Source organism: Aggregatibacter kilianii, assembly GCF_003130255.1.
GTDB classification, from domain to species: Bacteria; Pseudomonadota; Gammaproteobacteria; order Enterobacterales; family Pasteurellaceae; genus Aggregatibacter; species Aggregatibacter kilianii.
On record NZ_NRCN01000001.1, the window covers coordinates 1,149,116 to 1,162,097 of the forward strand.

Annotated in this window: 9 protein-coding genes; 7 read left to right on the forward strand and 2 right to left on the reverse strand. The window is 44.4% G+C overall.

Going from position 1 to position 12,982, the window contains the following annotated elements; all coding sequences use genetic code 11:
* Window positions 1–37: 37 nt before the first annotated feature.
* The 7 genes from rpoC (at window position 38) to glmS (ending at window position 10,320) form a co-directional block, all read left to right on the forward strand.
* The gene (gene rpoC / locus DK428_RS05380; RefSeq protein WP_109064806.1) at window positions 38–4,306 is read left to right on the forward strand and encodes a DNA-directed RNA polymerase subunit beta'; all 4,269 of its coding nucleotides are present in this window, start codon (window positions 38–40) and stop codon (window positions 4,304–4,306) included.
* Window positions 4,307–4,622: 316 nt separating this feature from the next.
* Entirely contained in the window at window positions 4,623–5,405 is a 783-nt protein-coding gene (nudC, locus tag DK428_RS05385; protein WP_109064807.1) for an NAD(+) diphosphatase, read from the forward strand.
* 7 nt (window positions 5,406–5,412) lie between these two features.
* Window positions 5,413–6,477 (forward strand): uroporphyrinogen decarboxylase, encoded by a 1,065-nt coding sequence (gene hemE, locus DK428_RS05390; protein ID WP_109064808.1) that lies wholly within the window; start codon window positions 5,413–5,415, stop codon window positions 6,475–6,477.
* Between the two features lie 17 nt (window positions 6,478–6,494).
* On the forward strand, window positions 6,495–7,085 hold the full coding sequence (locus tag DK428_RS05395; RefSeq protein WP_109064809.1) for a YjaG family protein: 591 nt from the start codon (window positions 6,495–6,497) through the stop codon (window positions 7,083–7,085).
* Between the two features lie 166 nt (window positions 7,086–7,251).
* Window positions 7,252–7,524, forward strand: a complete 273-nt coding sequence (locus DK428_RS05400; RefSeq protein WP_109064810.1) for an HU family DNA-binding protein — start codon at window positions 7,252–7,254, stop codon at window positions 7,522–7,524.
* A 116-nt stretch (window positions 7,525–7,640) separates the two neighbouring features.
* On the forward strand, window positions 7,641–8,438 hold the full coding sequence (locus DK428_RS05405; protein ID WP_109064811.1) for a DeoR/GlpR family DNA-binding transcription regulator: 798 nt from the start codon (window positions 7,641–7,643) through the stop codon (window positions 8,436–8,438).
* A gap of 49 nt (window positions 8,439–8,487) precedes the next feature.
* A complete protein-coding gene (gene glmS / locus DK428_RS05410) occupies window positions 8,488–10,320 on the forward strand; it encodes a glutamine--fructose-6-phosphate transaminase (isomerizing) (protein ID WP_109064812.1) in 1,833 nt (610 codons plus the stop codon).
* Between the two features lie 75 nt (window positions 10,321–10,395).
* Here the strand turns inward: glmS and DK428_RS05415 are convergent, their stop codons facing one another.
* Window positions 10,396–11,211 carry a class I SAM-dependent methyltransferase gene (locus tag DK428_RS05415; protein ID WP_109064813.1) on the reverse strand — a complete coding sequence of 272 codons (816 nt, stop codon included), beginning with the start codon at window positions 11,209–11,211 and terminating at the stop codon, window positions 10,396–10,398.
* 242 nt (window positions 11,212–11,453) lie between these two features.
* The gene (locus DK428_RS05420) at window positions 11,454–12,953 is read right to left on the reverse strand and encodes a helicase HerA-like C-terminal domain-containing protein (protein ID WP_109064814.1); all 1,500 of its coding nucleotides are present in this window, start codon (window positions 12,951–12,953) and stop codon (window positions 11,454–11,456) included.
* Between the last annotated feature and the right edge of the window lie 29 nt (window positions 12,954–12,982).

Below are 12,982 nucleotides of genomic sequence, written 5' to 3' on the forward strand. Positions count from 1 at the left end.
GCACTTGAATAAGTTTAACTCCGACAGGAGCAAATCTGTGAAAGACTTAGTTAAGTTTTTAAAAGCACAATCAAAAACCGCTGAAGATTTTGATGTGATTAAAATCGGTTTAGCCTCACCTGACATGATCCGTTCTTGGTCATACGGTGAAGTTAAAAAGCCTGAAACAATCAACTATCGTACCTTTAAACCAGAACGTGACGGTCTTTTCTGTGCCCGTATCTTCGGACCGGTAAAAGATTACGAATGTTTGTGCGGTAAGTACAAACGCTTAAAACACCGTGGTGTGATTTGTGAAAAATGTGGCGTTGAAGTCACTCAAACTAAAGTTCGTCGTGAACGTATGGGGCATATTGAATTAGCTTCACCGGTGGCGCACATTTGGTTCTTAAAATCCCTGCCGTCCCGTATCGGTTTATTGTTAGATATGCCTTTGCGTGATATTGAACGCGTGCTGTATTTTGAATCTTACATTGTGATCGAACCGGGTATGACCGATCTTGAGCGCGGTCAGTTGTTAACCGAAGAACAATATCTTGACGCGGAAGACCGTTGGCAAGATGAGTTCGATGCCAAAATGGGGGCAGAAGCCATTCAAGCCTTATTGCGCGGTATCGATTTGGAAGCGGAATGCGAAAATTTACGTGAAGAATTACAAGAAACCAATTCCGAAACCAAACGTAAGAAAATCACTAAACGCTTAAAATTATTAGAAGCCTTCTTACAGTCCGGCAACAAACCGGAATGGATGGTGATGACCGTATTGCCGGTACTTCCACCGGATTTACGTCCGTTAGTGCCGTTAGACGGTGGTCGTTTTGCGACTTCTGACTTGAACGATTTATACCGTCGTGTAATCAACCGTAACAACCGCTTAAAACGTTTATTAGATTTAATCGCACCGGATATTATCGTGCGTAACGAAAAACGTATGTTACAAGAATCCGTTGATGCGTTGTTAGACAACGGTCGTCGAGGTCGTGCAATTACCGGTTCTAACCGTCGTCCGTTAAAATCATTGGCGGATATGATTAAAGGTAAACAAGGTCGTTTCCGTCAAAACTTGTTGGGTAAACGTGTTGACTACTCAGGTCGTTCCGTAATCACAGTAGGCCCATACTTACACTTACATCAATGCGGTTTGCCGAAGAAAATGGCGTTGGAATTATTCCGTCCGTTTATCTATGCAAAATTAGAAAGCCGTGGTTATGCAACGACGATTAAAGCTGCGAAGAAAATGGTGGAGCGTGAAGATGCGATCGTTTGGGATATCTTGGCTGAAGTCATTCGCGAACATCCGATTCTGTTGAACCGTGCGCCAACATTGCACCGTTTGGGTATTCAAGCGTTTGAACCGATCTTAATCGAAGGTAAAGCGATTCAATTACACCCACTTGTTTGTGCGGCGTTCAATGCGGACTTCGACGGTGACCAAATGGCGGTACACGTACCGTTAACCTTGGAAGCGCAATTAGAAGCGCGTGCGTTAATGATGTCTACGAACAACATTCTTTCTCCAGCAAACGGTGATCCGATTATCGTTCCGTCACAAGATGTGGTGTTAGGTCTTTACTACATGACCCGCGAAAAAGTGAACGGTAAAGGTGAAGGCATGTTATTGCAAGACCCGCGCGAAGCAGAAAAAGCCTATCGTACCGGTCAGGCGGAATTGCATTCTCGCGTGAAAGTGCGTATTACCGAATATGTGAAAAACGAAGCGGGTGAGTTTGAATCAAAAACCACATTAACAGATACCACTATTGGTCGTGCCATTTTATGGATGATCGCGCCGAAAGGTATGCCGTTTAGCTTGTTTAACCAAACACTTGGCAAAAAGGCGATTTCTAAGTTAATTAATGAAAGCTATCGTCGTTTAGGTTTAAAAGCCAGCGTCATGTTTGCTGACCACATTATGTATACCGGTTTTGCTTATGCTGCACGTTCCGGTTCTTCCGTTGGTATCGACGATATGGTCATTCCGGCGAAAAAATACGAAATTATTTCTGCAGCGGAAGAAGAAGTGGCTGAAATCCAGGAACAATTCCAATCCGGTCTTGTGACTGCAGGCGAGCGCTATAATAAAGTGATCGATATTTGGGCTGCAGCCAATGAACGTGTTGCTAAAGCCATGATGGAAAACCTTTCAACGGAAGAAGTGATGAATCGTGAAGGTAAACCGGAAAAACAAGCATCTTTCAACAGCATCTTTATGATGGCGGATTCTGGTGCGCGTGGTTCTGCAGCACAGATTCGTCAGTTAGCGGGTATGCGTGGTTTGATGGCACGTCCGGACGGTTCGATTATCGAAACCCCGATTACCGCAAACTTCCGTGAAGGCCTGAACGTTTTACAATACTTTATTTCTACCCACGGTGCGCGTAAAGGTTTGGCGGATACCGCGTTGAAAACAGCGAACTCTGGTTATTTAACCCGTCGTTTAGTTGACGTGGCGCAAGACTTAGTGATTGTAGAAGATGACTGTGGCACACACGAAGGTATCGTGATGACCCCGTTAATTGAGGGTGGCGATGAAAAAGTGCCTCTACGCGAACAAGTTTTAGGTCGTGTCGTCGCTGAAGATATCTTAAAACCGGGTACAGAAGAAGTATTAATTCCACGCAATACATTATTAGATGAAAAATTGTGTGACGTATTAGACGAAAACTCTGTAGACAGCGTGAAAGTACGTTCTGTTGTAACCTGTAACACCGATTTCGGAGTGTGTGCGAAATGTTACGGTCGTGACTTAGCACGTGGCCACTTGATCAACCAAGGTGAAGCCGTGGGTGTTATTGCGGCACAATCTATCGGTGAGCCGGGTACACAGTTAACCATGCGTACGTTCCACATTGGTGGTGCGGCATCCGCAGCAGCCAAAGAGTCTAGCGTACAAGTGAAAAACAACGGTACGTTACGTTTAGCTAATGCGAAATTCGTTACCAATAACGAAGGTAAATTAGTATTAACTTCTCGTAACACGGAATTAACCGTTGTGGATGCATTCGGTCGTACCAAAGAACACTATAAAGTACCTTACGGTGCGATTTTAAACAAAGGCGATCAGCAAGATGTGAATGCCGGCGAAACTATCGCTAACTGGGATCCGCATACCATGCCGGTTATTTCTGAAGTGGGCGGTTTCGTGAAATTCGTGGATATCGTGGACGGCCTAACCGTTACCCGTCAAACCGATGAATTAACCGGTCTTTCTTCTATCGTAGTACAAGACGTGGGTGAACGTGCGACAGCAGGTAAAGACTTACGTCCGGCGATTAAACTGGTTGATGACAAAGGTAACGATATTGTTGTTCCGGGCACTGATGTTGTAGCGCAATACTTCTTACCAAGTAAAGCTATCGTGACCCTAGATGACGGCGCAGAAGTGCATATCGGTGATCCGTTAGCACGTATTCCGCAAGAATCCGTGGGAACAAAAGATATTACCGGTGGTCTTCCACGCGTGGCAGACTTGTTTGAAGCGCGTAAACCGAAAGAGCCTGCGATTTTAGCGGAAATCTCCGGTATCGTGTCCTTCGGTAAAGAAACCAAAGGTAAACGCCGCTTGTTAATTACGCCGGCGGAAGGCGAAGTGTACGAAGAAATGATTCCGAAATGGCGTCAATTAAACGTATTCGAAGGTGAAATGGTAGAACGCGGTGATTTAATCTCCGACGGTGCGGAAACACCACATGACATCTTACGTTTACGCGGTGTACACGCGGTAACCGAATATATCGTTAATGAAGTCCAAGAAGTTTACCGCTTACAAGGGGTAAAAATTAACGATAAACACATCGAAGTTATCGTCCGTCAAATGTTGCGTAAAGCGATTGTCACCAAAGCCTATGACTCCGAATTCCTTGAAGGGGAACAAGTAGAAGTGGCTCGCGTGAAAATCGTTAACCGTAAACGTGAAGCGGAAGGCAAGCCACCGGTTGAATTTGAACGCGAATTGTTAGGTATCACTAAAGCGTCCTTAGCAACCGAGTCTTTCATCTCTGCGGCCTCCTTCCAAGAAACCACTCGTGTGTTAACGGAAGCTGCAGTAGCAGGAAAACGTGATGAATTACGCGGCTTGAAAGAAAACGTCATCGTGGGTCGTTTGATCCCGGCGGGTACCGGTTTTGCGTATCACCAAAATCGTCATAAAAATCCAACCGTGATTTCTGAAGACGATGTGCCGGTAAGATTATCGGCAGCAGATGAGGAAGAGATTGCTTCCGAATTCGTGGTGACTTCTGATGAAGCGTCAGCAAATTTGGCAGAAATGCTGAATATGGTAGAAGACGACGATCACGCAGAATAATTTATTCTCGTCACTTAAAACCCGGGCTCATGCTCGGGTTTTTGTTTATACGCAATAATCTGATTTTGCGTAGTGTTTTATTCGCTAAATTGAAAAATACCCTCTATAATGACCGCACTTTTCATGCAATGAGATAACATAGTCAAACACTGCTGAAATTACGATTATGGCGTTTGTCGAAATATAAGTAATTTCAGCGATTAACGACATAAGACTAGAGGTTTGATAAGTTTACTAAGTCTCTTATGTCGTCGCCTAAGAGCAAAAGTGCGGTCGTTTTTTGCAGCGTTTTTCAATTAACTAAGCAGGTGTTCATATGCAACCGATAAAACCTGAAGATACGGGGTTCTGGTTATTTACACAAGGCTCTGCCATTCATTTAAACCATGGTAAATTACCCTTCGGCAAAGCGGCTGGTTTAGGTTTAAACGGCCTAAATGCGCTAAAAATTGGTGAGTGGCAAGAACAGTCGTTTTATTTGGTTGAAACCCAAACAGAAGATACTCGCGATTACTTTTCCTTACGTGACCAGCTAGGCGAACCGCATGACTATTTCAATTTATTGTGCCGAGGCGTGGAACTCAACCATTTCTATCAAACCCATCAATTTTGTGGCAAGTGCGGTGGAAAAAACGAACAAATGTCAGATGAGTGGGCGGTGAAATGTCATGCTTGTGGCTTTCGTACTTATCCTGTGATTTGTCCATCGATCATTGTTGCCGTGCGCCGTGGAAGACAGATTTTATTGGCAAATCATATGCGGCATAAAGGCGGCATATACACCACCCTAGCAGGTTTTGTGGAAGCCGGTGAAACCTTTGAAGAGACGGTGCGGCGGGAGGTTTACGAAGAAACGCATATTCACGTGCAAAATTTGCGTTACCTTGGTAGCCAACCTTGGGCGTTTCCCAATTCACAAATGGTTGGTTTTTTAGCAGATTACGCAGGCGGTGAGATTCAAATTCAGCCTGAAGAAATTCATGACGCGCAATGGTTTGATTATGACAAGCCTCTGCCCGAGTTGCCACCACATGGCACTATTGCACGTAAACTAATTGAAGCGACACTGGAATTGTGTCAACAACATCATGATAACTAGAGGTTTTATGACCACATTAAAAAATGAACGCTATTTAAAAGCCCTTTTACGCCAACCTGTAGATATGACGCCTATTTGGATGATGCGTCAGGCGGGTCGATATTTGCCGGAATACAAAGCCACTCGTGCGCAAGCCGGTGATTTTATGTCTTTATGCCGAAATGCGGATTTGGCCTGTGAGGTGACATTACAACCGTTGCGTCGTTATGATTTGGATGCCGCTATTTTATTTTCCGATATTTTAACGATTCCCGATGCCATGGGCTTAGGCTTGAGTTTTGGTGCAGGTGAAGGACCGAAATTTGAACGGGTCATTGACAGTAAAAGTGCGGTGGAAAATTTGCCCGTTCCAGATCCGGAGCAGGAGCTACAATATGTGATGAACGCGGTCCGTACTATTCGTCGTGAACTAAATGGTGAAGTGCCACTTATCGGCTTTTCCGGTAGCCCGTGGACATTGGCCACTTATATGGTGGAAGGCGGTTCTTCTAAAGCCTTTACGAAAATTAAAAAAATGCTGTATAGCGAACCGCACTTATTACACGCCTTGTTAGATAAACTGGCAGACAGCGTTATTCTTTACTTGAATGCGCAAATTAAAGCTGGCGCCCAGGCGGTCATGGTGTTTGATACGTGGGGCGGCGTGTTGGCGCATCGTGAATATCCGGAGTTTTCCTTGCGTTATATGCACAAAATCGTGGACGGTTTGATTCGTGAGCATGATGGTTGTCGCGTGCCGGTAACTTTGTTTACCAAAGGCGGTGGGTTATGGTTAGAAGCCATTGCCGATACTGGTTGTGATGCAGTGGGCTTGGATTGGACGGTGGATGTCGCTGAGGCACGTCGCCGTATCGGGCATAAAGTGGCATTGCAAGGCAACATGGATCCGAGCGTGTTATATGCGTCGGCCGGCCGAATTGAAGACGAAGTGCGGTCGATTTTGGCGGCATTTGGTGAAGGTAGCGGGCATGTATTTAATCTTGGTCATGGTATTCATCAGGATGTACCGACGGAAAGTCCGAAAGTGTTGGTGGATGCGGTACACCAGCTATCCAAGCCTTATCATCTCTAAAGTGCGGTAAAAATATTATGCGAAATCTGATTCATAAACGTTTAGAAAATCTTGCTACTTGGCAGCATTTGACTTTTATGGCATGCCTATGTGAGCGGATGTATCCCAATTATCATTTGTTCTGTCAAATTAGCGAACAACCGCAACATGCTAAGGTATATCACAATATTTTGAATTTGGTGTGGGAATACTTAACTGTGAAAGACACCAAAATCAATTTTGAAAACCAACTGGAAAAACTCGAAGATATTATTCCCGATGTTAATGATTATCGGTGTTATGGTGTTATTCCTGCTTTAGATGCGTGTGAAGGGCTTTCAGAAGTGTTACACACCATCATTGCGGGGGCGTCACTGGAGCAAGCCATAAAAGTCAGCCAACTTTCTTTCAATACGATTGCGGGTTATCTGGAAATGGAACAGGAACGGGAATTATCCGAAGCCGAATTGAAAGAATCGGATTTGATTCAGCAGGAGTTAGATCTGCAATGGCAGTTGTATCGCGTGCTGAAAGACGCGGAAAAACATGATGTGGCGCTGATTCAGGACTTAAAAAACGAGTTACGTGAGGAGAAAATCTCAAATATTTGTATAAAAATTGACCAGTAACGCGGTATTTTCAGCAATTTTTGCAATTCCCGCTTTGCTTTAATCCAAACTTAGATTAATCTTGGCACTGCACTGATTACAGTGATTATGGTCATTGAATAGATAATTTCACAATTATTTATTCCTCTACTGTTAAATTTTATTAAAAAATAGAAGGTACTAATCTATGAACAAAACAGATTTAATTGATGCGATCGCAAGCTCAGCTGAATTAAATAAAAAACAAGCTAAAGCGGCTTTAGAAGCAACCTTAGACGCTATCACCGGTAGTTTGAAAAAAGGTGAAGCTGTGCAATTAATCGGCTTCGGTACATTTAAAGTGAACGAGCGTAAAGCACGTACCGGTCGTAACCCACAAACCGGCGCAGAAATCAAAATCGCTGCCTCTAAAGTTCCGGCATTCGTTTCCGGTAAAGCATTAAAAGACGCTGTTAAATAATTAGCCCTTATATTTAATGATATAAACCCTGTTTACAATAAACAGGGTTTTTTGTTGCCCTGCTTTCTGTTTACATCCCCTCTAAATCCCTATAAAATTTCGAACCGAAATTTAATATGAACTATTTATTGGAAAAAATGACTAAGCGTAATATTCGACCCCGCAATACGCAACAGCGCCGTCATGGCATTATGCAATTATTGTTGGAACGCGGAGAAATTAGCGTAGAACAACTTGTACAGTTGTTTGATACATCAGAAGTCACCATTCGTAAGGACTTATCCGTATTAGAACGGAACGGTTTTTTGTTGCGTCGTTATGGTGGAGCAATCTTAATGCCACAAGAACTGATTGAGGATGAACAAGAAGATTTTCTTTCGGAACGAAAGTTGGCGATTGCAAAACGAGCGGCGGAACGTATTTTGGATCACAACCGTATTATTATCGATAGTGGTACCACAACAGCTGCTTTGATTAAGCAGCTGAATCATAAACAAGGCCTAGTGGTGATGACTAATTCCATGTACGTGGCGAATGAACTTCGTTCCCTAGAAAACGAGCCGACCCTATTAATGACCGGCGGTACATGGGATAAGGCTTCAGAGTCTTTTCAAGGCAAAGTGGCGGAACAAGTATTGCGTTCTTATAACTTTGACCAGTTATTCATTGGTGCCGATGGTATTGATTTTGAACGTGGAACGACAACGTTTAACGAGTTAGTCGGGCTGAGCCAAGTGATGGCGGATGTGGCGCGTGAAGTGATTGTAATGGTGGAATCACAAAAAATCGGTCGCAAAATGCCGAATGTGGAATTAACGTGGCAGCAGATTGACGTGTTGATTACCGACAATCTGCTGTCGGAAGAGAATAAACGCCGTATTGAGGCGCATGGCGTGGATGTCATTTGTGCATAAAGTGCGGTGGTTTTTTTCAGTGTTTTTTTAGTCTTATAAAGGAAATATTATGTGTGGAATTGTCGGTGCGGTAGCGCAACGTGATGTAGCAGAAATCTTAATTAACGGATTACATCGTCTTGAATATCGGGGTTATGACTCGGCAGGTTTGGCGGTTGTGGATGCGCAACACGAGTTACAACGTGTGCGTTGTTTAGGGAAAGTGAAAGAATTAGATGATGCGGTGGAAAAATCCCCTATTAGTGGCGGTACCGGTATTGCACACACCCGCTGGGCAACCCACGGTGCGCCTTCAGAAGATAACGCGCATCCGCATGTTTCCGGCAATTTCGCGGTGGTGCATAACGGCATTATCGAAAATTACGAAGAATTACGTACCCTGTTAAAAGAACGCGGTTATGTGTTTACCTCTCAAACCGACACCGAGGTGATCGCACATTTGGTGGAATGGGAAATGCGTAGTACCGACAGCCTGTTGGACGCAGTACAAAAAGTAGTGAAACAGCTTATCGGCGCCTATGGTATGGTCGTGATGGATCGTATGCATCCCGAACATTTGGTTGCTGCTCGTTCCGGTAGTCCGCTGGTGATTGGTTTGGGTATCGGTGAGAATTTCCTTGCTTCTGACCAACTTGCGTTATTAAGCGTAACTCGTCGTTTTATTTATTTGGAAGAAGGCGATATTGCAGAAATTACTCGTCGATCCGTGGATATTTACGATCGTGACGGTAATAAAGTAGAGCGTAGCATGCATGATTCAAACGCTGAAAATGATGCTGCGGAGAAAGGAAAATTCCGCCATTACATGCAGAAAGAAATTTACGAACAACCGACTGCACTAGTGAATACCATGCAAGGCCGTTTGACTCACGATAATTTAGTCATTCAATCCATTGGCAACGGTGCAAAAGACATTTTAGAGAAAGTGGAACACATTCAAATTGTCGCTTGTGGAACCTCTTACAATTCCGGCATGGTGTCGCGCTACTGGTTTGAAAGTTTGGCCGGTATCAGTTGTGATGTGGAAATCGCTTCCGAATTCCGTTATCGCAAATTTGTAACCCGCCCGAACAGTTTGTTGATTACGATTTCCCAATCCGGTGAAACCGCCGATACCTTGGCGGCGTTACGCTTGGCAAAACAAAAAGGCTACATGGCGGCCATGACGATTTGTAACGTTGCCAGCTCCTCTTTGGTGCGTGAATCGGATTTAGCCTTCATGACCCGCGCAGGCGTGGAAATCGGCGTGGCATCCACCAAAGCCTTTACCACACAGTTGGCAGCGTTGTTAATGTTAGTGGTTGCCGTAGGCAAAGTGAAAGGCACACTTTCTGCCAAAAAAGAGCAGGAAATCGTGAAAGCCTTAGAAGCCTTGCCGGCAGAAATTGAAAAAGCCTTGGCATTCGATCAGCATATTGAAGATTTAGCGGAAGATTTTGCAGAGAAACATCATGCCTTATTCTTAGGGCGTGGTGAATTCTATCCGATTGCGATGGAAGCCTCATTGAAGTTAAAAGAAATTTCTTACATTCACGCAGAAGCCTATGCTGCCGGTGAATTGAAACACGGCCCGTTAGCATTAATCGATGCCGATATGCCGGTGATTGTGGTGGCGCCAAACAATGAATTGTTGGAAAAAATCAAATCCAACATTGAAGAAGTACGTGCCCGTGGCGGTCAGTTGTATGTTTTCGCCGATAAAGAAGCCGGATTTACCGAAGCCGATGGCATGAAAATTATCACCATGCCGACGGTGAGCGAGATCACCGCGCCGATTTATTATACCGTGCCGATGCAATTATTGGCCTACCACATTGCCTTAATCAAAGGCACCGATGTGGATCAGCCTCGTAACTTGGCGAAAGCGGTAACAGTGGAATAATCTCTAAAAACGTTTGAAATTCTGACCGTACTTTGAATGAGAAAAGCAAAGTGCGGTCTTTTTTTACCTCAAATTTTAAATAATACGATACCGTAAGAAACGATAAGATTTGCGGACTGTGGGGAATATCCACATGATGGCAGCTTTCAATAAGCCGATACCTTTCCAAGCCGGAAAATCGAACATATATTTTGCCGAAATCAGTTGCAGATTATTTGCCCAATGCTCCATTTCATGATCGTCATCGCAGCCGTAATCAAATTTTGCCCGCATGTGTTTTATTACGTCATGATGTTTTTGCGAATTACGGCTCATCCAAGTGCTACCGATATCAAAAGTGATTTCACCACCGCTAAAACGGGCGGCTAAGTCTTTAAACAGTTTTTTCACTTGCGCTTCATTGAAGTACATCAACACGCCTTCAATCACAAATAAAAACGAAGCGTGTGGGTATTGCGTTTGTAATGTGTCCATCCAATCCGTTTCAAAGGCTGACGCAGGCAATAAAATTTCGTTTTCCGCCGGCGGCATCATTTGCTTGCGTAATGCAATGACATCAGGCAAATCCAGTTCATAGAAAGGAATGTTTTTGCCGATATCACCAACACGCTCGTGTCGTGCGTCCAACCCGCAGCCGATCATCACGATAATCGGTTGTTGATGGCGTTGAATAAAGTCTTTAGTCACGTTATCCAAATATGCGGCGCGAATCGCCGAACCTACGGAACTGTGTACGGCGGTATCAAATTTACTGAAATCATAATCGATTTGCGGAATCAGGCGCAGCGCCGATTCATCATGAATAATCGGATTGGGTTTTAATGATTCTCGATAACGCATATATAGCGGAATAAGCAGGGTTTCGCTGACCGCATCTTGAATTTGAAACATAGTTACTCCTTATGTTTATCCAGCTTGTCTGCAGTGGAATAAAGCTATGGCGGGAAGTACGGCGTAAACTGCCGTCGTAGGAAAGTGATTTCTGTTATTAATAGATGTGATTATAGATGAGAATTATTCTTAATTAAAGGCTGGATAATGAAGAGTTAAAAACATTAAAAAAAATGACCGCACTTTTTAAGAGAATATTGTCAGTGAATATCAAAAAGTGCGGTGCATTTTTCGGAGGAATTTTACTTCTTAAATGCGCCTAAAATTCCCCGCATAATTTGTTTGGTGATTTGGTTGCGGATGTTGCGTCCCACGGATTTTGCTACGCCACTGACCAATTCTTCCGTCACAGTCAGTTGCTCGCCACGTTTTTTGGTGCCGAAAATCATGCGGCTGAGACTACCCATAATGCCGTTTTCTTTTTCCTGCTTGGCTTGTTCCGCTTGTTTTTGCGCTACAGCGGCTAAATCCGCTTGTTGGTTTAACACCTCAAAAGCAGATTCGTTATCCACATAATCTTTATAGAAAGCGTATAAATCGTCGTCTTTCACCCAAGCGGTGCGTTGTTCGGCAGTAATTGGCGCTAATTGGCTTTTCGGTGGGAAAATGTAAGCAATTTCCACCGGTGTCGGCATGCCTTTTTCATCTAAGAACGAGACTAATGCCTGACCTACGCCGAGTGTTGAAATCGTTTCAACCACGTTTATGTTCGGGTTGGAACGGAAGGTTTCCGCGGCTGATTTCACAGCCTTTTGATCGCGTGGCGTAAAGGCGCGCAAGGCGTGTTGCACGCGGTTGCCTAATTGACCGAGCACGGTATCCGGTAAATCCAACGGGTTTTGGGTCACGAAATAAATGCCCACGCCTTTGGAACGAATCAAACGCACGACCTGCTCCACTTTATCCACCAACACGCTTGGTGCGCCATCAAACAGCAAATGCGCTTCGTCAAAGAACATGACGAATTTCGGTTTGTCGGGGTCGCCCACTTCCGGTAGCTGTTCAAATAATTCCGCCATTAACCAAAGCAAGAATGCACTGTACATGCGTGGGGAGTTAATTAATTTTTCCGAATTGAGTACATTAATAACGCCACGACCATCACGGGTTTGTAGCCAATCATCTAAATTTAGTGCAGGCTCGCCGAATAAATTTATTGCACCTTCGTTTTCTAAGGTTAATAAGGCGCGTTGAATGGCTCCTACGCTGGCGGCAGACACGTTGCCATATTCTACTTGGAAGGTCTTGGCATTTTCCGCCACATATTTCAGCATAGCGCGCAGATCTTTTAGGTCGATAAGCAATAAGCCTTTGTCATCCGCCACACGGAACACGAGGTTGAGCAAGCCTTCTTGCGTCGCGTTGAGATTTAATAAACGGGAGAGCAACAACGGCCCCATTTCGGAAATGGTGGTACGAAGCGGAATGCCTGTTTCGCCGAACACGTCCCAAAAGGAAACAGGATAACCGCTCAAATAGCTTTCGCCGCCTAAATTGAATTGTTCGATACGCTCGGCGATTTTACCTTGCATCACGCCCGGCTGCACTAAGCCGGAAAGGTCACCTTTCACATCCACTAAAAATACCGGTACGCCGTCGTCACTAAAGGCTTCCGCCATTTTGCGTAATGTAACGGTTTTACCCGTGCCGGTGGCGCCGGCAATTAAACCGTGGCGGTTCGCCATTTTCGCGGTAATGCCGAGTTGTTGGTTTTGAGGGGTTTGGGCTAATAAATATTGCATTGTTATTGTTCCTAATGGATTGCGAATGA